Here is a 20,313-nt window from a genome sequence, read left to right as displayed (position 1 = left end):
GCAAGGGATGCCCATGAAACGGTTTATCCAGGGTGAACACCGAGGTCAAAGCACCTTACTTCCCGAAAGCCTCGACGACTACGTCAGCGATACCAATCCGGTTCGGGTGGTTGACGTTTTCGTCGATGAACTCGACTTGGCCAAGCTAGGTTTTGATGGCGTCATTCCAGCCGAAACCGGCAGACCTGCTTACCATCCCGCTGTCCTGCTAAAGATCTATATCTACGGCTACCTGAACCGCATCCAATCGAGTCGCCGTCTTGAGCGAGAAGCTCAGCGCAACGTTGAACTGATGTGGCTGACCGGGCGCTTGACGCCCGATTTCAAGACCATCGCCAACTTCCGAAAAGACAACAGCAAGGCCATTCGCGGCGTCTGCCGCCAGTTCGTTTTGCTCTGCCAGCAGTTGGGGTTGTTTGACGAAAACCTGGTTGCCATCGACGGCAGCAAATTCAAGGCAGTGAACAACCGTGACCGCAATTTCACCAGCGCCAAACTGAAGCGGCGCATGGAAGAAATCGAGGCGAGCATCAGCCGTTATTTGGCTGCGCTCGATGCGGCTGATCGACAGATTCCTAGCGCCTCCGCGCCAGACATTGCCAGCCTGGAAGATAAAATCGCCAAGCTCAAATCGCAGATGAAAGAGCTTGAGGGGATCGAAACTCAGCTCAACGATTCCCCTGACAAACAGGTTTCGCTGACCGACCCGGATGCCCGTTCGATGATGACGCGCGGCAGCGGTATCGTTGGCTACAACGTGCAGACGGCTGTCGATACGCAGCACCATTTAATAGTTGCTCATGAGGTCACCAACAGCGGTTCAGACCGTGACCAACTCAGTTCAATGGCGAAGCAGGCTCGTGAAGCTGTCGGCGCAGAAACGCTGTCCGTGGTGGCTGACCGAGGCTACTTCAAGGGTGAAGAAATCCTTGCCTGTCACGACGCAAACATCACGGCCTACGTGCCTAAGCCAATGACTTCAAGCGCCAAGGCTGATGGCCGATTCAACAAAGATGCCTTCGTGTATGACTCGACGAAAAACGAATACACCTGCCCGGCGGGAGAGGCACTGATCTGGCGATTCTCCAGCGTTGAGAAAGGCATGAATATGCACTGCTACTGGAGTTCAAAGTGCCAGAGTTGCACGCTGAAAACCCAGTGCACGCCAAGCACAAATCGTCGAGTAAGGCGCTGGGAACATGAAGCTGTGCTGGAGGAAATGCAACGCCGGCTGAACCAAGCACCGGAGATGATGCGGGTTCGAAAGCGGACTGTTGAGCATCCATTCGGGACGCTCAAACAATGGATGGGGGCAACGCACTTCCTGACTCGAAAACTGAACGGGGTGAGCGCAGAAATGAGCTTGAATGTGCTCGCCTATAACTTGAAGCGGGTGATGAAAATCATCGGCACCGAAGGCTTGTTGAAGGCGATGGCGGCGTAAAAGCCCGGCTTTTACTGCCCCAAAGAGGTGCCAAAGCGCTTCATACGCGCTCTGAAGCGTTACCGGCGCTGATCCTGGTAAATAATCGGGAAGTCGCCACGCCCAGGAGCAATGGGCTGAAGCACGCACGATAAGAAAGAGTTTTTACACACTCTGGGCCGCTGGGCGCCATTCGCCTTTCGCGAGAGCGACTACCTACCCGAGTCCACCCGCCAGGGCGTGGCACTGCATGAGGCGGTGCGCGATCGCGTGGAGCAGGCACTGGGCACACGCCCGCAAGGTCGCATCTGCGTGCTGACGCAGCCGCGCAGCTGGGGCCTGGCCTTCAATCCAGTGAGCATCTTCTACTGCCATGACGCCGACCAGCGACTGATGGCGATTCTCTGTGAAGTCAGCAATACGCCGTGGCGTGAGCGTTATCACTACGTGCTGCCGGCAGAGGGTGAAGGCCGCCATCAAGTCAGCGTGGACAAGGCCTTTCACGTCTCGCCTTTCCTGCCGCGCGAGCTGGAATACCGCATGAGTTTCAGCGCCGTCGGCGAACGCCTTGGCGTGCACATGGCCGACTGGCAAGCCGATACCAAGATGTTCGATGCCAGCCTCAGCCTGCACCGCGAAGGCCTCAACCGCGCCAGCCTGCACCGCTATCTGCTCAGTTTCCCCTGGATGACCGGCAAAACCCTGGCCGCCATCTACTGGCAGGCGATGCGCCTGCTGTTCAAGCGCATCCCGATTTTCGACCACAAGCCCGCGGAAGGCAGCTTCCGTGTCGCCCGCCCGCAAGTGAAGGACATGCACCATGAAGAGCTCTAGCCTGAATCCCACCAGAAGTCTGGTACGCAGTGGCAACGGCATTGGCGCCGGTCTGTTGCGGCGCGCCGTGATACGCCAGTTGCAGAGCCTGCACCACGGCCTGCTGGTGATCCACGAGGCGGGTGACAGCCTGCACTTCGGTAACCCCCAGGCTCATCTGCGCGCCGAAATCACCGTGCATGACCCTGCGGTCTGGGGTCTGGTGGCGGGCAATGGCTCGATCGGCTCGGGTGAGGCCTACATACATGGCTACTGGAGCACGCCGGACCTGACGGCGGTGATCCGCATCTTCGTCGCCAACCTCGACGTGCTGGACGCCATGGAAGGCGGCCTGGCGCGCCTCGGCAGGCCGCTGATCCAGGGCCTGCACTGGCTCAATCGCAACACCCGCAAGGGCTCGCGCCGCAATATCGCCGCGCACTACGACCTGGGCAATGACCTGTTCGAACAATTCCTCGACCCTACCATGATGTATTCGGCAGCCATGTTCGCGAACGAGGACGACAGCCTGGAACAGGCGCAGCTCAACAAGCTCCAGCGCATCTGCCAGAAACTTGCACTGCAGCCTACGGACCACTTGCTGGAGATCGGTACCGGCTGGGGCAGCATGGCCATCTACGCCGCTACTCATTACGGCTGCCGGGTGACCACCACCACCTTGTCGCGCGAGCAGCACGCCCACACCGAGCGACGCATTCGCGAGCTGGGCCTGGAGGATCGCGTCACCCTGCTGCTGGAGGACTACCGCGACCTCGATGGCCAGTACGACAAGCTGGTCTCCATCGAGATGATCGAAGCCGTCGGCCATCGCTTCCTGCCCACCTATTTCGAGCAGTGCGCGCGCCTGCTCAAGCCCGACGGGCTGATGCTGCTGCAGGCCATCACCATCCGCGACCAACGCTACGAGCAGGCCTGCAAGTCGGTGGACTTCATCCAGCGCTACATCTTCCCCGGCGGCGCCCTGCCCTCGGTGCAGAAGATGCTCGACGTGGTCACCCGGCATACCGACTTCAACCTGCATCACATGGAAGATTTCGGCCTGCACTACGCGCGTACCCTGCGCCTGTGGCACGACAACCTGCGTCACGCGCGGCAGCGCCTGGAGCAGTTGGGCTACGACGATTACTTCTATCGCCTGTGGGAGTTCTACCTCTGCTATTGCGAAGGCGGCTTCCTCGAACGCACCATTGGCACCGCGCAATTGCTGCTGGCCAAACCGGCCGCACGCCCTGCGCCTCTGTTAGGAAACTTCGATGCCTAAGCTGATCGCCAATGCCCTCCTGTTCCAACTCGGCTGGCTGGTCTGCGTCTTTGCTGGCGACAGCCCCTGGCTGCTGGTGGTGGCAGTGATCATTGGCGTGCACCTGCTGTGGGTCAGCAGTTGGGCGGCCGAAGGCAAACTGCTGCTCAGCGTGTTTCTTGCCGGCAGTGCACTGGACAGTTTTCTGCTCAACCTCGGCGTGTTCGATTTCGGCGAGGAGCGCCAGCTGATCCCCCTGTGGCTGGCCTTGCTCTGGCTGTTGCTGGCCAGCACGCTCAATCACTGTCTGGCCTGGACTGCCCAGCCCTGGTGGCGAGCCAGCCTGCTCGGCGCGGTTGCGGCACCGCTGTCCTACTACGGCGGCGCCAAGATTGCCGGCGTCACCCTGCCACTGGGTACCTGGCCAACCCTGGCCATTCTGGCGCTGGTCTGGCCCATGGTGATGCCGGTGCTGCACGGCTTCGCCAAACTCTATCGTGCGCAATACGAGCAGAGCCTGCGCAGCCGCCGCTCGGCCTAGCCGATAGCCTCCGTAGGAGCGGCGCCTCGCCGCAAACCACTTCGGCTCGGGTTCGAAAAGCTTCGCCCCGGGGCGGGGCTCCTACAAAAAGCACAAATGCCCGCATGTGTAGGAGCGGCGCCCCGCCGCGAACCGCTTCGGCTCGGGTTCGAAAAGCTTCGCCCCGGGGCGGGGCTCCTACGAAAAGCGGCTTGCGGCCTGCTGAACTGACGGCACTGTCCGCTGCACCCTGTCAGCCCAAGCCCCGCGTATCCACTGCATGGCGTACACTGCCGCGCCATGAGCCAGACCATCCCCCATACCCAACTGCCAACCGAGCCCGAGATCAGTTGCAGCACCTGCGCGGCTTGCTGCTGCCAGCTGGAAGTCATGCTGTTCGGCGATGAAGGCGTGCCGCAACGCTTCATCGATACCGACCAGTGGGGCAGCGAAGTGATGCGTCGCCTGGACGACAACTGGTGCGCAGCGCTGGACCGCAACAGCATGCGCTGCACCATCTACGAGGTGCGCCCACTGATCTGCCGGGAGTTCGAGCTGGGTGCGGCCGAATGCCTGGAAGAGCGCCGGGGCATCGCTCAGGCCTATCGCTAGCGGAGCGCGCCGCGCAGGCCAGAGGCACAATGAAAAAGACCGGGGCTTGCCCGGTCTTTTTATTCAGAAGCTCATGCGGTAATGCACGGTGTAGGCTTCCGCGCCGTCATTGGGGTTCTTCAGGCCCGCGTTGGAATAGTGAATGGCACGCAGACCAATCTCCTGTCCCGCGAAACGCAGGCCGACGCCGATACGGTCTTCGAACTGAAACGACGAGCCCAGATCGTTGCTCTCCAGCTCGGTGCTGGAGAACGCCGCAACGCCGATGCCGGCTTCGATGTATGGACGCACGTTCTGCCCGGCGAACTCGTAAACGAATACCGGCGCGAAAGAAACGCTGTGGTTACTCGCCGTGTCGTCGCCATCCCAGTAGGTGTAACCGAGGTCCCAGTAACCAGTCAGACGTCCATAGCTGCTCTCCAGCCAGCTGTGGTTCCAGTCCCACTGCGCGCCCAAGCGATAAACCATGGTGGAGTCGCCACTCTGACCAATAGCCGCGGTTACGTCCGCAGCCTGCGCAGCACCCATGGTTCCAAACGTCAGGGCCGTAGCTGCGGCAAAGGCATATAACTTCTTCATGAGTCATTCCTTGTATAGCGGGAAGTTTTTATCAGGCTCGTTACAAAAATATAGAAGTATTCGATATCAGAGAAAGCCCAAACCGAAAAAAATTCACTATATCGAAAGCACTTCGGCCGTTTCACTCAACAAAATCGGCAATACTCGGCAAAGTTGCGCAGTGTTTCCGCTGCTCCAGTAGCGAGTGGCCCGAGTGGGCGCAGTTGCCAGCATGTCGTGCTGAGTGAGCAAACGCTGCAGCTGCCGCGCCACTGCCGCGCCGGTATCGATGAGGGTCACCGAAGGTGGCACCAGCTCGACCAGCAGCGGACGTAGGAAGGGATAGTGGGTGCAGCCGAGAATCAGCGTGTCACAGCCCTCGGCCAACAGCGGCGCCACATAACCTTGCAGCAGTTCGCGCGTGGCCGGTGCCTGCAGCTCGCCGGCCTCGATGCATTCCACCAACCCCGGACAGGGCTGGGTGATCACCCGCACATCATTGGCGAAGCGATCGAGCAGTGCAGCGAACCTGGCGCTCTTGAGCGTACCGGTGGTTGCCAGCACACCGACCACGCCACTGCGGGTCGCCGCCGCCGCCGGTTTTACCGCCGGCTCCATGCCGACGATGGGCAAATCCGGATAACGCTCGCGCAGCTCGGCGGCAGCTGCGGCCGTGGCGGTATTGCAGGCCAGCACCAGGGCCTTGGCACCCTGCGCCAGCAGGTGCTCGGTGATTAGCACGCAGCGTTCGCGAATGTATTCCGGGCTTTTCTCGCCGTAAGGCACGTGGCCGCTGTCAGCGACGTAAAGCAGCGACTCGTTCGGCAGCAACTGGCGAATCTCGCGCAGCACCGACAGGCCGCCGACGCCGGAGTCGAAAACGCCAATCGGCGCCTGCGACTGACTCATTTCAAATCATCCCCACGGCTACGCAGCCTATCGTTAGCGCCCACCGCACACCTCGCAAACCGGATCGCGCTTGACCCGCAGTTCGCGAAAGCGCGTGCCCAGCGCATCGATCAGCAGCAGGCGGCCTACCAGCGGCTCACCGAAACCGGTCAGCAGCTTGAGCGCCTCCAGCGCTTGCAGGCTGCCGACCAGCCCCACCAGCGGACCGACCACGCCGGCTTCGCTGCAGGTCAGCTCGGCTTCGCTGCCGTGGCCGTACAGGCAGTGGTAGCAGGGACTGGCGGCGTTGCGCGGATCGAACACCGACAACTGCCCTTCCAGGCGAATCGCCGCACCGGAGACCAGCGGCTTGCCCGCCGCGACGCAGGCGGCATTGACCGCTTCGCGGGTGGAGAAATTGTCCGAGCAGTCCAGCACTAGGTCGACGGCGCTCACGGCGGCGGCCAGCGAGTCGGCGTCCAGCGCCTGGCGATGCGGCACCAACGTGATATTCGGATTGATCGCCGCCAGCCGCGCCATGGCCGAATCCACCTTGGCCTGACCGATGCTGGCGGTGTCGTGGGCGATCTGCCGCTGCAGGTTGGTCAGGTCCACCGTATCGAAGTCCGCCAGGTGCAGCTCGCCGACGCCAGCGGCCGCCAGATACAGCGCCACCGGCGAGCCCAGACCGCCCATGCCGACGATCAATACACGGCCCTGTTTGAGCCGCAGTTGGCCTTGCACATCGATCTGTTTCAGCAGGATCTGCCGGCTGTAACGCAGCAGCTCATCATCGCTCAGCATCTGATCACTCACGGTCGAAACGTCCCAAACTGATGCGCTCATGACCACCCAGGTCACGCCGGCTATTGACCTCGACGAAGCCGCCCTCGCTGAGCAAGCTGCGCACGGCCTCGGCCTGATCGAAGCCATGCTCCAGCAGCAGCCAGCCACCGGACAGCAGGTGCTGCGGCGCGGCCTGGATGATCGCACGAATATCGTCCAGACCGTCGCTGCCGGCGATCAGAGCGCTGCTCGGCTCGAAGCGCACGTCGCCTTCGTTCAAGTGGCGGTCATCGGCGCGGATATAGGGCGGGTTGCTCAGGATCAGGCCATAACGTTGTCCGCTCAGGGCAGAGAACCAATGGCTATGCAAGAACGCTGCGTTATCCAGTTGCAGGCGCTGGCGATTGCGCTCGGCCAAGGCCACGGCGTCCTCGACACGATCCACGCCGGTCACCTGCCAGGTCGGACGTTCGCTGGCCAGAGCCAAGGCGATTGCACCAGTGCCGGTGCCCAGGTCGAGTACGGCCAACGGCGTGGCCGGCAGCAGCTCGAGGGCGGTCTCCACCAGCAGTTCGGTGTCAGGGCGAGGAATCAGGGTATGTGGCGCCACTTCCAGATCGAGGCTCCAGAAGCCCTGATGACCGAGGATATAAGCGACCGGCTCGCCCTGGCGACGGCGTTGCAGGTGGTTCTGAAACAGGGACAGTTGCTCGTCATCCAGCTCGCGCTCCGGCCAGGTACGCAGGTAACTGCGCGGCTTGTTCAGCGCGGCCGCCAGCAGCAGCTCGGCGTCCAGCCGTGGCGTGGGCGAGTCGGGCAGGTCAGCGGTGTCGAGCAGGGATTCGATGGTGGCCATGTCGTTCTCGTAGCCCGGATGCAATCCGGGAAATCGGTCCCCGGATTGCATCCGGGCTACGGTGCGCACGGCGCACCCTACGCGGCGCCAGCCATGCGCACCGCTGCAATCAATCGCCCAGCGCCGCCAACTGGTCGGCCTGGTACTCGGCCAGCAGCGGCTCGATGATGGCGTCGACGCCGCCGGCGATCACGTCGCTCAGCGAATACAGGGTCAGGTTGATGCGATGGTCGGTCACCCGGCCCTGCGGGAAGTTGTAGGTGCGGATGCGCTCGGAGCGGTCGCCCGAGCCCACCAGCAGCTTGCGCGTTTCGGAGATTTCCTTGTGCGCCGCCGCTTCCTGCTGGTCCTGCAGCTTGGCCGCCAACCAGGCCATGGCCTTGGCGCGGTTCTTGTGCTGCGAGCGTTCTTCCTGACATTCCACCACGGTGCCGGTGGGGATGTGGGTGATGCGGATCGCCGAGTCGGTGGTGTTGACGTGCTGACCACCGGCGCCGGAGCTGCGATAGGTATCGACGCGCAGGTCGGCCGGGTTGATCTCGATGGCCGCCTGTTCGTCCGGCTCAGGCAACACCGCCACGGTGCAGGCGGAGGTGTGGATACGCCCTTGGGATTCGGTTTCCGGCACGCGCTGCACGCGATGAGCGCCGGACTCGAACTTGAGCTTGGCGTAGACGTTGTCGCCCTCGACACGGGCGATCACTTCCTTGAAGCCGCCGTGCTCGCCCTCGTTGGCCGACAGCACCTCGACGCGCCAACCCTGCCTCTCGGCATAGCGCGAATACATGCGGAACAGGTCGCCGGAGAAGATCGCCGCCTCGTCACCGCCGGTGCCGGCGCGCACTTCCAGATAGACGTTGCGCCCGTCATTGGGGTCTTTCGGCAGCAGCATGCGCTGCAGCTTGTCTTCCAGGGTGACCAGCGCTTCCTTGGCCTGGGCCACTTCCTCTTCGGCCATCTCGCGCATGTCCGCGTCGCTGTCCTTGAGCAGCGCCTGAGCACCTTCGAGGTCGCTCTGCACCTTGCGCAGCTCGCGGAAGGTGGCGATCACCGGCTCGATCTCGGCATATTCCTTGGAATAGGCGCGAAACTGCGTCTGCTTGGAAATCACCTCGGCATCGCCGAGCAGCGCCGTCAGTTCCTCGAAGCGGTCGCTGAGGTTGTCCAGCTTGTTCAACAGTGAAGCTTTCATTGCAGACCTTTGTCCTGCGGCGCGCTCTCATCGAGGGCGAACAATTCCTGGGCCAGGCTGAGCGCGTCGACGCGCCCCTCGGCGGTAAGTTTCTTCATGCGCACGCTGGGCGCGTGCAGCAGCTTGTTGGTCAGGCCTCGCGCCAGTTGCGCCAGCACATCGTCGGGGTTGCCGCCGTTGGCCAGCATGCGCTGGGCCTTGGCCAGCTCATCGTCGCGCAGGCGCTCGGCCTGCTGACGGTAGGCCTTGAGCACGTCGACCGCGGCCAGCTCGCGCAGGCGCTGCATGAAGTCGTCGGTGCCGGCAGCCACCAGTTCCTCGGCAGCCTGCGCTGCGCCCTGGCGGCTCTTGAGGTTTTCCTCGATGACCTCATGCAGGTCATCGACGGTATAGAGGTAGACGTCCTCCAGCTCGCCCACCTGCGACTCGATGTCGCGCGGCACGGCGATGTCGACCATGAAGATCGGCTTGTGCCTGCGTTTTTTCAGCGCACTTTCCACTGCGCCCTTGCCGAGAATCGGCAGCTGGCTGGCGGTGGAGCTGATGACGATGTCGCTGTGCGCCAGCACGTCAGGGATGTCCGAGAGCAGCACGGCATGCGCGCCGAACTGCTCGGCCAGCTGACTGGCACGTTCCAGGGTCCGGTTGGCAACGACGATACGCTTGATGCCCTGATCGTGCAGATGGCGCGCCACCAGGCTGATGGTCTCGCCGGCGCCGATCAGCAGCGCCTGGCTGCGATGCAGGTCGGCGAAGATCTGTTTGGCCAGGCTGACCGCGGCGAAGGCCACTGACACCGGGTTCTCGCCGATGGCGGTATCGGTGCGCACGGTCTTGGCGGTGCTGAAGGTGGCCTGGAACAGACGGCCGAGCAACGGCCCGACGGTGCCGGCCTCACGCGCCACGGCGTAGGCGGACTTGAGCTGCCCGAGAATCTGCGGCTCGCCCAGCACCATCGAGTCGAGCCCGCAGGCGACGCGCATCATGTGCCGCACCGCGTCCTCCTCGCTGTGCACGTAGGCGCAGGCGCGCAATTCGTCGACGCTCAGGCGGTGATAGTCGGCCAGCCACTGCAGCACTTCATCGCTGCTCAGCTGATCCTGCTCCAGGTACAGCTCGCTGCGGTTGCAGGTAGAGAGGATCGCCGCCTCGCGGCTGGGCGTCAGCCGACACAGCTGCTGCAGCGCCTCGACCAGTTGCTCCGGGGTGAAAGCAACGCGCTCGCGCACCTCTACCGAGGCGGTCTTGTGGTTGATACCGAGGGCGATAAAGGCCATGCAGGGTCGCTGAGGGGCAATACGGGAGCCGGCAATTGTCCTACTTCGCCCCCGAGAGAACAACTCCCGCGACCTATTGTCCCAATAGACAGTTCGCCGCATCGTCCTGGCCAGTGGGCTTGCTCCAAGGCTTGTGTCATGATGCCGCGAACGTCGCAGGGCACGAGCCAGCACGGCCGTCGCCCCGGAATAACGCACGACAAGGCACTATGAACAGACCCCTCGCGTTGCTCACCGCATTCGCCTTCCTCAGCGGCTGCCAAACCTTCGCCCCCAGTGAGCCGGACGGTACGCCGCCGGTACAGGAAGCCGATCAGACCACCCAGCTGGAACCGAGCGAATACGGCTCGTTCAGCCAGGAAACCCTGTTCGCCCTGCTCACCGCCGAGCTGGCCGGGCAGCGCAATCGCTTCGACATCGCCCTCGGCAACTACGTGCAGCAGGCCAACGCCACCGGCGATGCCGGCGTCGCCGAACGCGCCTTCCGTATTGCCGAGTACCTCGGCGCCGAACAGGCCGCGCTCGACAGCGCACTGATCTGGGCCAGGAACGCGCCGAGCAACATCGACGCCCAACGCGCCGCCGCCGTGCAGCTGGCCCGCGCTGGCCGCTACGATGAATCCATGACCTATATGGAGCAGGTGCTGCAGCGCCAGGGCGATACCCACTTCGACTTCCTCGCCCTGTCTGCCGCAGAAACCGACCCGGATACTCGCGCCGGCCTGCTGCAGGGCTTCGATCGCCTGCTGAGCAAGAACCCGGACAACAGCCAGCTGCTGTTCGGCAAGGCCATCCTCCTGCAACAGGACGGCCGCGCCGAAGAGGCCCTGGAGCTGCTCGAAGACAGCGCAGCGAGCAGCAACGAGGTATCGCCGATCCTGCTGCGCGCCCGCCTGCTGCAGAGCCTCGGCCGTGACAAAGAGGCCATGCCGATCCTGCAGAAAGGCATCCGCAACAACCCCGACGACAAACGCCTGCGCCTGACCTACGCGCGCCTGCTGGTCGAGCAGGATCGCCTCGACGACGCCAAGGGCGAGTTCGCCAAGCTGGTGCAGGAAAACCCCAACGACGACGACCTGCGTTTCTCCCTGGCGCTGGTGTGCCTGGAAGCCGAAGCCTGGGAAGAAGCCATCGTCTACCTCGAAGAGCTGGTCGAACGCCGCAGTCATGTCGATGCCGCGCACTACAACCTCGGCCGCGCTTACGAGGCGCTGAGCGACAACGACAGCGCTCTGCAGGAATACGCCCTGGTCGGCCCAAGCAACGACTATCTGCCGGCCCAGCAACGCCAGGCCGAACTGCTGTTCGCCCAGCAGCGCAGTGAAGAAGCCAGCGCACGCCTGGCCCAGGCACGCAGCGCGCAGCCCGATTACGCCATCCAGCTGTACCTGATCGAAGCCGAAGGCCTGAGCAATCGCAGCCAGGTCGAGCCGGCCTGGAAGGTGATCAACGAGGGACTGGAGCAGTACCCCAACGACCTGAACCTGCTTTATACCCGCGCCATGCTCGCGGAAAAGCGCGATGACCTGGCCCAACTGGAAACCGACCTGCGCTATATCATCCAGCGCGAGCCGGAACACGCCATGGCGCTCAACGCCCTCGGCTACACCCTGGCCGACCGCACCACCCGCTATGAAGAAGCGCGCGAGCTGATCGAGAAAGCGCACCTGCTCAACCCGGATGACCCGGCGATTCTCGACAGCCTCGGCTGGGTCAACTATCGCCTGGGCAACCTCGACGAGGCCGAGCGCCTGCTGCGCCAGGCCCTGGAGAAATTCCCCGACCACGAAGTGGCCGCCCACCTCGGCGAAGTGCTCTGGGCCCAAGGCAAGCAGCGCGACGCCCGACGCGTCTGGCGCGACGCCCTCAGCGCAACGCCCGACAGCCCCATTCTGCGTGACACGCTGTTGCGCCTGACCGGTTCCGAGACTCTTTGATGCTTCGTCACCTACTCGTATTCAGCCTTATCGCCCTGCTCGCTGGCTGCGCCGGCCTCACCTCGCACGAAGCGCTGGAAGGCCAGGGCGACCCGGCCCAGTGGAAAGCCCACAAAGAGCAGATCACTCAGCTCGACGGCTGGCAGATCAACGGCAAGATCGGCATCCGCGCCCCGCAGGACTCCGGCAGCGCCACCCTGTTCTGGCTGCAGCGCCAGGATTACTACGACATTCGCCTGTCCGGCCCGCTGGGTGGCGGCGCCGCCCGCCTGACCGGCCGCCCGGGCGACATCCTGCTGGAAGTATCCAACCGCGGCCGTTTCCGCGCCGAATCGCCGGAAGCGCTTCTGCAAGAGCAACTGCGCCTGGACCTGCCGGTATCCAACCTGCTCTGGTGGATTCGCGGCCTGCCCGCCCCGGACAGCCGCAGCCGCATCACCCTCGATGGCCAAAGCCGCCTGGCGCAGCTGGAACAGGACGGCTGGAAGGTCGAATACCAGCGCTACACCGAGCAGAACGGCTACGCCCTGCCGGAGCGCCTGAAGCTCTACGGCCAGGACCTGGAAGTGACCCTGGTGATCAAGGACTGGCAACCGCGTCAGTTGGGGCAGTAAGCGGCCACATTCTCTGTGGGAGGGGCTTCAGTCGCGACAGCTTGTCCAGCGCCTTCCTCAGCACACAGCTGGTGGATGGAAAAGCGGCATCCCCAGCCACACCGAACTGATCCTGCCCGCCCCGGCCAAGCTCAACCCGATAAGCGCCAACCGCTTCGCGAGCAGAGCTCGCTCCTACAGGTTTCGCGCACGCAGCCGTAGCCCGGATGAAATCCGGGAAGCATCGTCACCACGCCCCGGATTGCATCCGGGCTACGAACTGCTCTGGTGGATTCGCGGCCTGCCCGCCCCGGAAAGCCGCAGCCGCATCACCCTCGATGGCCAAAGCCACCTGGCGCAGCTGGAACAGGACGGTTGGAAGGTCGAATACCAGCGCTACACCGAGCAGAACGGCTACGCCCTGCCGGAGCGTCTGAAGCTCTATGGCCAGGATCTGGAAGTGACTTTGGTGATCAAGGACTGGCAACCGCGTCAGTTGGGGCAGTAAGCGACCACATTCTCTGTGGGAGGGGCTTCAGCCGCGACAGCTTGTCCAGCGCCTTCCACAGCACACAGCTGGTGGATGGAAAAGCGGCATCCCCAACCACGCCGAACTGATCCTGCACGCCCCGGCCAAGCTCAACCTGATAAGCGCCAACCGCTTCGCGAGCAGAGCTCGCTCCTACAGGTTTCGCGCACGCAGCCGTAGCCCGGATGAAATCCGGGAAGCAGCGCCACCACGCCCCGGATTGCATCCAGGCTACGAACTGAGCATTTCGCGGCTAAAGCCGCTCCTACAGGGGAGGCAGCGTTTTTGTAGGAGCGGCTGGGCGGCATCCGTTTCAGCCGCGATGCTCCTCTAGACGCACCTGCCGATGCATTTCCCGAATACAATCGCCACATGCCTCACGACGATGCCCCTGCCCCGACCATGACCGCCATCCCCAGCCACGCCGAACTGATCCTGCCCGCCCCCGCCAAGCTCAACCTGATGCTGCATATCCTCGGCCGCCGCGCCGATGGCTATCACGAGCTGCAGACGCTGTTTCAGTTTCTCGACCACGGCGACGAGCTCGGCTTCAGCCTGCGTCAGGATGGCGAAATCCGTCTGCACACGCCCATCGACGGCGTGCCACATGACAGCAACCTGATCGTGCGCGCAGCCAAAAGGCTGCAGGAAGCCAGCGGCACCCAGCTCGGCGCCGATATCTGGCTGGACAAACGCCTGCCCATGGGCGGCGGCATCGGCGGTGGCAGCTCGGATGCCGCCACCACCCTGCTCGGCCTCGATCACCTGTGGCAAACCCAACTGGGCGAAGAGCGCCTGGCCAAACTGGGCCTGGCCCTGGGCGCCGATGTACCGGTATTCGTGCGCGGTCGCGCGGCCTTCGCCGAAGGCGTTGGCGAGCGCTTGACCCCAGTCGAACTCGACGAGCCCTGGTTCCTCGTCGCAGTACCGCAAGTCTTTGTCAGCACAGCAGAAGTTTTCGGCTCGCCCGAGTTGACACGCGATACGCCGCCCATTAAAGTTCGCAGCCTTCTTGCGGGGGGTGGTCGAAACGACTGCCAGCCGGTTGTAGAGAAGCGTTACCCTGAAGTTCGTAACGCTTTGATCTTGTTGAACAAATTTGTTTCAGCTAGATTGACCGGCACTGGAGCTTGCATATTTGGGAGCTTCCCAAATCGGGACGATGCTGATAAAGTCGCCCGCCAACTTCCAGGCACTCTGCCGAGCTTTGTCGCTCAAGGTCGCAACATTTCGATGCTGCACCGCAGGCTCCAAGCATTGGCCAAGAAGTGAATGCTCAGCATTCGGTTATACGATACAGGGGCGTCGCCAAGCGGTAAGGCACCAGGTTTTGATCCTGGCATGCGTTGGTTCGAATCCAGCCGCCCCTGCCATAACCTCCCTCGGGAGGCATCGAGAACCGAGTCAACAAGCATTCAACACAGAATATAGGGGCGTCGCCAAGCGGTAAGGCACCAGGTTTTGATCCTGGCATGCGTTGGTTCGAATCCAGCCGCCCCTGCCATTTTCCATACCCATCCAGGTATACCCCCAGCCGGCAGGTACTGCGCGTGTCCAAGATGATGGTCTTCACGGGGAACGCAAACCCCGATCTGGCGCGACGGATCGTTCGTCAGCTGCACATTCCCCTCGGCGATGCTTCAGTCGGTAAGTTCTCCGACGGCGAAGTCATGATCGAAATCAACGAGAACGTTCGCGGTAAGGACGTCTTCCTGATTCAGCCGACCTGTGCACCCACCAACGACAACCTGATGGAACTGGTAGTGATGGCCGACGCCTTCCGCCGTTCCTCGGCGACTCGCATCACTGCAGTCATCCCCTACTTCGGTTATGCCCGCCAGGATCGCCGTCCGCGTTCCGCGCGCGTGGCAATCAGCGCCAAAGTGGTTGCCGACATGCTCACCGTGGTCGGTATCGACCGCGTGCTAACCGTCGACCTGCACGCTGACCAGATCCAGGGCTTCTTCGACATTCCGGTGGACAACATCTACGGCTCCCCGGTCCTGGTCGATGACATCGAAGACCAGCGCTTCGACAACCTGATGATCGTCTCCCCCGATATCGGTGGCGTCGTACGTGCTCGCGCCGTGGCCAAGAGCCTGGGCGTCGACCTGGCGATCATCGACAAGCGTCGCGAGAAGGCCAACCAGTCCGAAGTGATGCACATCATCGGTGACGTCGAAGGCCGTACCTGCATCCTGGTCGACGACATGGTCGACACCGCCGGTACCCTCTGCCACGCCGCCAAAGCGCTGAAAGAGCGCGGCGCCGCCAAGGTCTACGCCTACTGCACCCACCCGGTGCTGTCCGGCCGCGCCATCGAGAACATCGAGAATTCCGTCCTGGACGAGCTGGTGGTCACCAACACCATCCCGCTGTCCGCTGCGGCGCAGTCCTGCTCGCGTATTCGCCAGCTCGACATCGCCCCGGTCGTCGCCGAAGCGGTTCGCCGCATCAGCAACGAAGAATCGATCAGCGCCATGTTCCGCTAAGCGGAACTGGCCAGATCACACTGCCCCGCCTCGTGCGGGGCTTTTTGCCCTACCGCCCGAGGCTGGTCGCAAGCCACAAGGCGGTTTGGTTATTTTGGAGAAGTGAAATGACTGTTGAATTTGCCCTGAATGCCGAAGTGCGTTCCGACCTGGGGAAAGGTGCGAGCCGCCGCCTGCGTCGTAACGTGTCCATGGTTCCTGCCGTGATCTACGGTGGCGACAAAGCCCCGCAATCGATCAGCCTGCTGGCCAAAGACCTGGCCAAGCTGCTGGAAAACGAAGCGGCTTTCAGCCACGTTCTGAGCCTGGACGTTGCCGGTACCAAAGAAAGCGTCGTGATCAAAGCCCTGCAGCGCCACCCGGCCAAAGGCTTCGTACTGCACGCTGACTTCCAGCGCGTCGTTGCCGGCCAGAAGCTGAGCGCTCACGTACCCCTGCACTTCATCAACGAAGCTACTTCCGTTGGCGTAAAGCAGCAAGGTGGCGAGATCTCCCACACCATCAGCGAAGTCGAAGTTTCCTGCCTGCCGAAAGACCTGCCGGAATTCATCGAAGTCGACATGGCTGCCGTAGAAGTTGGCCAGACTGTCCACATGTCCGACCTGAAGCTGCCGAAAGGCGTTGAGCTGGTTGCTCTGGCTCACGGTAACGACCTGGCTGTCTCCAACATCCACGCCAGCCGCGTTAAAGACGAAGAAGGCGCTGCCGAGTAATCACAGCGCGGAACCCGCCCGGCAGGCGATCACGCCGGGCGATTTCCTCAAAAGGGCTCCTGTATGACTGCCGTACAACTGATCGTTGGCCTGGGTAACCCCGGCCCCGAATACGACCAGACCCGGCACAATGCAGGGGCCCTTTTCGTTGAGCGCGTGGCCGAGAGCCAGCGCGTCAACCTCTCTGTCGATCGCAAGTATTTCGGCCTGGTGGGCAAGTTCGTTCACCAGGGGCGCGAAGTTCGCCTGCTCATCCCCACCACCTACATGAACCGCAGCGGCCAGTCCGTGGCGGCCTTGGCCAATTTCTTCAAGATCAAACCCGAAGAAATCCTGGTGGCCCACGACGAACTCGACATGCCACCCGGCGTCGCCAAGCTCAAACAGGGCGGCGGCCACGGCGGGCACAATGGCCTGCGCGACATCATCGCCCAGCTCGGCAACCAGAATAACTTCCATCGTCTGCGGCTCGGCATCGGCCATCCGGGGCACGCCAGCCTGGTCTCCGGCTACGTGCTCGGACGCGCCCCACGCAGCGAACAGGAACTGCTCGACAAGAGCATCGACTTCGCCTTGGACGTCCTGCCGGAAATACTCGCCGGCGACTGGACCGTGGCCATGCGCAAACTGCATAGCCAGAAGGCCACCAAGTAACCATCTTTTACCGAGGGACACATCATGGGATTCAACTGCGGCATCGTCGGCCTGCCCAACGTCGGCAAGTCCACCCTGTTCAACGCCCTCACCAAATCCGGCATCGCGGCGGAGAACTTCCCCTTCTGCACCATCGAGCCGAACAGCGGCATCGTGCCCATGCCCGACCCGCGCCTGGATGCCCTGGCCGAGATCGTCAAGCCCGAGAAGGTCATCCCCACCACCATGGAATTCGTCGACATCGCCGGCCTGGTCGCGGGCGCGTCGAAAGGTGAAGGCCTGGGCAACAAATTCCTCGCCAACATCCGCGAGACCGACGCCATCGCCCACGTGGTGCGCTGCTTCGAAGACGACAACGTCATCCACGTTGCCAACAGCGTCGACCCCAAGCGTGACATCGAGATCATCGACCTCGAACTGATCATGGCCGACCTCGACAGCTGCGAGAAGCAACTGCAGCGCGTTGCCCGTACCGCCAAGGGTGGCGACAAGGAATCCGTGGCGCAGAAAGCCCTGCTGGAAAAGCTCATCCCCCACCTCACCGAAGGCAAGCCGGCGCGCAGCCTGCTCAAGGACCTGGGTGACGACGAGAAGCGCCTGGCCAAGACCTTCCACCTGCTCACCACCAAGCCGGTGATGTACATCGCCAACGTCGCCGAAGACGGCTTCGAGAACAACCCGCACCTCGACGTGGTCAACGCCATCGCCGAAGCGGAAGGCGCCATCGTCGTGCCGGTGTGCAACAAGATCGAAGCCGAGATCGCCGAACTGGACGATCTCGAAGAAATGCAGATGTTCCTCGAAACCATGGGCATGGAAGAGCCGGGCCTGAACCGCGTGATCCGCGCTGGTTACTCGCTGCTCAACCTGCAGACCTACTTCACCGCTGGCGTGAAGGAAGTACGTGCCTGGACCGTCAAGGTCGGCGCCACCGCCCCGCAATCGGCTGCCGCGATCCACACCGACTTCGAAAAAGGCTTCATCCGCGCCGAAGTCATCGCCTACAACGACTTCATCCAGTACAAGGGCGAAGCCGGCGCCAAGGAAGCCGGCAAATGGCGCTTGGAAGGCAAGGACTACATCGTCAAGGACGGCGACGTGATGCACTTCCGCTTTAACGTTTGATCGTTGGCAGCAGCGCATAAACAAAACCCCGCTTCGGCGGGGTTTTGTTGTTTTTGGGGTTTGGAATTGTTGGGTTGGGGATGGTGCGGGTTGGGGATTATGAATCCGCTACGAACCGCCCCGCTGAGCCAGCCCCCCCATAAACCGAGGCTTTCAGCCCTCCCGCATACTGGCTACGCCAGTCCTTTCCAGAACATTCGACTAATGTAGTCCCCCAGCTATTTACGTCGAGCATGTATCGCGATAATTTAGACTCATATTTTTCTCCCTACCTTTATAAGCACTAGGTAACTATATGCGTTTTAGAAGCACACGGAAGTGGGATGACATTACAAGCTCCAAAGGCCTGCTCTACTTTGCTCAGTTGATTGATGAACTTCTTTTTGACTATACGATCGATGCGTATAAACCATCTGCAATGAATACTGCACTACTGGCTAGCGAAGCTTATTCTACTTTCAAAAAAGTAGAAGAAGGCATCATCATGAAACCTAATCTGGAGCATGTCACAAGAGAATTTTGTAGTAACCTGAGCCGCGACATGGTTGCTCAGTCCCTACTACATGTTGACGTAAAAGGTATTATTAACTCCCTTTCAAAGGCCCCCACTAGTCACGACTCATTTATCACGCTTGATCTTGTAAGAAAACAAATACCAATACATCTATACAAAAAACGAAATGAGGAAATGCTCATTTCCGAAATCACTGGAACGCAAAACCTTAGCGCCATCCGATCCTTAACCAGAAGCTACATTACCACACTTCTAAATTTCGGATATTCCTCCAAGTATATTGAAAGAGAATCCCAACAGTTTTTCTTCTACTCTTCCGACCGAATCTCCAACGGCGATGCTATAAGAGAATATCTTAAGATATTTTCCGGCACACTCAAGAAATACACGGCCTTCTATAAGACACCTGAATATTTTGCTGAGTTCTCAGAGGCTGCCAAACGCCTAGATATAGATATTTACAATGACAGCAGGGATTTCACTGAACTTCTCATAGACAATAATTTTGAACTCAAGAACGGACAGAATTTACTTCGTGTCAAGGCTATTGACTCACAAGACCCCTATTCTGCCAAGGTCGCGGCAGACAAAGGCATAGAGTTATTACAGACTCTTATTGGCTTGTATCACCACAAAGAACCTCCCAGACTTAGCTTTGAATGCTTAATTATTGAAGAAAATAGTAACAAGCCACTTAGATCAACAAAAAATCTTCACCCAATGCATAAATGCGTGGATCTAAAGCGAGGCCCCGCAGCCAAGAGACTAACTAAATTTGTTGCTGGCTTCTCAATGAAGAGAGAGTCCTTTAGAAAGTTTCATCGCAGCGCAGAGCTTCATGCGCTAGCTTTAAGCAGTGACTCTGTCGAAAATCAAATGATTAATTTATGGATTGCCCTGGAGTCTCTCATCCCAAGCAAAGGATCAGACAAGGCATCTATTGAGCACGTGGTTGATTCTGTAATCCCATTCCTAAACTCCTCCTACATAAAAAAACTTCTACTATCTCTATGCCGCGATCTATTCCGGTGGAATGGTCGTTTTATGAAAATTCTTTTAAAGGATATAGAGGGAAAAGATCTAGTTTCTCGACTGGCTGGTCTTTTATCTTTACAAAAGCACGAATCAGCTCGCAAGAGACTCGAATCTTCGTTTGGGGAATTTATACTTCTTTCAGAGCGATACAACTACATCAAGGGTTTTCTCAGCAGCCCAGACCTTGTAGCCGAAATACTTGATCGCCATAAAGAAAGAGTGTCCTGGCAAATTAGACGAATCTATCGAGCAAGAAACCTTATCGTACATGAGGGTACGACTCCGACTTTCGCCAAAGTACTTATTGAAAATATTCACGACTACCTAGATACCGTTGTAAACGCTTTAATGACAATGGCATCCGAAGGAAAAATCAATACAATTGAACAGGGATTCAAACATGTCGAGCTTAATTACACTGCCTATCATTCTGCTCTAAGGACCAAAGGCTTATCTTTTGACGAAGTCAATTTTGAGAAACTTTTATTTCCCCGTTAACGATGCCTTAATCGCTTCAAAAACCGATTAATCTACG

The 20,313-nt window shown here is 60.6% G+C and carries 18 protein-coding genes, 2 tRNA genes and 2 pseudogenes; 16 read left to right on the top strand and 6 right to left on the bottom strand.

What is annotated here, in order from left to right; translation table 11 throughout:
• The first annotated feature begins 13 nt into the window (after window positions 1-13).
• The 5 genes and pseudogenes from BLT86_RS24820 (at window position 14) to BLT86_RS24800 (ending at window position 4,629) form a co-directional block, all read left to right on the top strand.
• A complete protein-coding gene (locus tag BLT86_RS24820; protein ID WP_023108662.1) occupies window positions 14-1,444 on the top strand; it encodes an IS1182 family transposase in 1,431 nt (476 codons plus the stop codon).
• Window positions 1,445-1,591: 147 nt separating this feature from the next.
• A pseudogene (locus BLT86_RS24815) lies at window positions 1,592-2,257 on the top strand (DUF1365 domain-containing protein); the annotation flags it as partial.
• On the top strand, window positions 2,244-3,518 hold the full coding sequence (locus tag BLT86_RS24810) for an SAM-dependent methyltransferase (protein ID WP_092380189.1): 1,275 nt from the start codon (window positions 2,244-2,246) through the stop codon (window positions 3,516-3,518). The pseudogene BLT86_RS24815 and the gene BLT86_RS24810, both read left to right, overlap by 14 nt.
• The gene (locus BLT86_RS24805; RefSeq protein ID WP_092380187.1) at window positions 3,511-4,038 is read left to right on the top strand and encodes a DUF2878 domain-containing protein; all 528 of its coding nucleotides are present in this window, start codon (window positions 3,511-3,513) and stop codon (window positions 4,036-4,038) included. Before BLT86_RS24810 ends, BLT86_RS24805 begins: the two co-directional genes overlap by 8 nt.
• Window positions 4,039-4,317: 279 nt before the next feature.
• On the top strand, window positions 4,318-4,629 hold the full coding sequence (locus BLT86_RS24800) for a YkgJ family cysteine cluster protein (RefSeq protein WP_017678137.1): 312 nt from the start codon (window positions 4,318-4,320) through the stop codon (window positions 4,627-4,629).
• A 63-nt stretch (window positions 4,630-4,692) separates the two neighbouring features.
• Here BLT86_RS24800 and BLT86_RS24795 read toward each other — a convergent pair whose 3' ends face one another.
• The 6 genes from BLT86_RS24795 to hemA form a co-directional block, all read right to left on the bottom strand.
• A complete protein-coding gene (locus BLT86_RS24795; protein WP_017678138.1) occupies window positions 4,693-5,208 on the bottom strand; it encodes an acyloxyacyl hydrolase in 516 nt (171 codons plus the stop codon).
• 96 nt (window positions 5,209-5,304) lie between these two features.
• Entirely contained in the window at window positions 5,305-6,096 is a 792-nt protein-coding gene (gene murI, locus BLT86_RS24790; protein ID WP_017678139.1) for a glutamate racemase, read from the bottom strand.
• A 33-nt stretch (window positions 6,097-6,129) separates the two neighbouring features.
• Entirely contained in the window at window positions 6,130-6,879 is a 750-nt protein-coding gene (locus BLT86_RS24785) for a molybdopterin-synthase adenylyltransferase MoeB (RefSeq protein WP_026088691.1), read from the bottom strand.
• Between the two features lie 4 nt (window positions 6,880-6,883).
• The gene (prmC, locus tag BLT86_RS24780; protein ID WP_017678141.1) at window positions 6,884-7,717 is read right to left on the bottom strand and encodes a peptide chain release factor N(5)-glutamine methyltransferase; all 834 of its coding nucleotides are present in this window, start codon (window positions 7,715-7,717) and stop codon (window positions 6,884-6,886) included.
• Between the two features lie 109 nt (window positions 7,718-7,826).
• Complete coding sequence (gene prfA, locus BLT86_RS24775; RefSeq protein ID WP_017678142.1) at window positions 7,827-8,909, bottom strand: peptide chain release factor 1; 1,083 nt, start codon at window positions 8,907-8,909, stop codon at window positions 7,827-7,829.
• Window positions 8,906-10,186, bottom strand: a complete 1,281-nt coding sequence (gene hemA / locus BLT86_RS24770) for a glutamyl-tRNA reductase (RefSeq protein WP_017678143.1) — start codon at window positions 10,184-10,186, stop codon at window positions 8,906-8,908. The genes prfA and hemA overlap by 4 nt, the downstream gene beginning before the upstream one ends.
• A gap of 209 nt (window positions 10,187-10,395) precedes the next feature.
• On the opposite strand from hemA, the gene BLT86_RS24765 reads away from it, so the two are divergent.
• The 11 genes and pseudogenes from BLT86_RS24765 (at window position 10,396) to BLT86_RS25860 (ending at window position 20,276) form a co-directional block, all read left to right on the top strand.
• Window positions 10,396-12,123, top strand: a complete 1,728-nt coding sequence (locus BLT86_RS24765) for a tetratricopeptide repeat protein (protein WP_017678144.1) — start codon at window positions 10,396-10,398, stop codon at window positions 12,121-12,123.
• Complete coding sequence (lolB, locus tag BLT86_RS24760) at window positions 12,120-12,737, top strand: lipoprotein insertase outer membrane protein LolB (RefSeq protein WP_026088692.1); 618 nt, start codon at window positions 12,120-12,122, stop codon at window positions 12,735-12,737. The genes BLT86_RS24765 and lolB (BLT86_RS24760) overlap by 4 nt, the downstream gene beginning before the upstream one ends.
• Before the next feature lie 247 nt (window positions 12,738-12,984).
• Window positions 12,985-13,224, top strand: a pseudogene (gene lolB / locus BLT86_RS24755) (lipoprotein insertase outer membrane protein LolB); the annotation flags it as partial.
• Between the two features lie 423 nt (window positions 13,225-13,647).
• Window positions 13,648-14,517: a 4-(cytidine 5'-diphospho)-2-C-methyl-D-erythritol kinase gene (gene ispE, locus BLT86_RS24750; protein ID WP_026088693.1), complete on the top strand. Its 870-nt coding sequence runs from the start codon at window positions 13,648-13,650 to the stop codon at window positions 14,515-14,517.
• A gap of 26 nt (window positions 14,518-14,543) precedes the next feature.
• Window positions 14,544-14,618 (top strand) — tRNA-Gln (locus BLT86_RS24745).
• Window positions 14,619-14,674: 56 nt separating this feature from the next.
• Window positions 14,675-14,749: transfer RNA gene (locus BLT86_RS24740), tRNA-Gln, on the top strand.
• Window positions 14,750-14,795: 46 nt separating this feature from the next.
• Window positions 14,796-15,737: a ribose-phosphate pyrophosphokinase gene (locus BLT86_RS24735; RefSeq protein WP_003244667.1), complete on the top strand. Its 942-nt coding sequence runs from the start codon at window positions 14,796-14,798 to the stop codon at window positions 15,735-15,737.
• Between the two features lie 107 nt (window positions 15,738-15,844).
• Entirely contained in the window at window positions 15,845-16,450 is a 606-nt protein-coding gene (locus BLT86_RS24730; RefSeq protein ID WP_017678148.1) for a 50S ribosomal protein L25/general stress protein Ctc, read from the top strand.
• Between the two features lie 63 nt (window positions 16,451-16,513).
• The gene (gene pth / locus BLT86_RS24725; RefSeq protein ID WP_021488174.1) at window positions 16,514-17,104 is read left to right on the top strand and encodes an aminoacyl-tRNA hydrolase; all 591 of its coding nucleotides are present in this window, start codon (window positions 16,514-16,516) and stop codon (window positions 17,102-17,104) included.
• A 24-nt stretch (window positions 17,105-17,128) separates the two neighbouring features.
• The gene (gene ychF / locus BLT86_RS24720) at window positions 17,129-18,229 is read left to right on the top strand and encodes a redox-regulated ATPase YchF (RefSeq protein WP_017678150.1); all 1,101 of its coding nucleotides are present in this window, start codon (window positions 17,129-17,131) and stop codon (window positions 18,227-18,229) included.
• A 295-nt stretch (window positions 18,230-18,524) separates the two neighbouring features.
• Window positions 18,525-20,276: a HEPN domain-containing protein gene (locus BLT86_RS25860; RefSeq protein ID WP_157719689.1), complete on the top strand. Its 1,752-nt coding sequence runs from the start codon at window positions 18,525-18,527 to the stop codon at window positions 20,274-20,276.
• Window positions 20,277-20,313 lie beyond the last annotated feature (37 nt).

This window comes from Pseudomonas sihuiensis, assembly GCF_900106015.1.
Lineage (GTDB): Bacteria > Pseudomonadota > Gammaproteobacteria > Pseudomonadales > Pseudomonadaceae > Aquipseudomonas > Aquipseudomonas sihuiensis.
The sequence above is the reverse complement of the archived record's forward strand: the minus strand, read 5'-3'. Positions and strand labels throughout refer to the sequence as shown.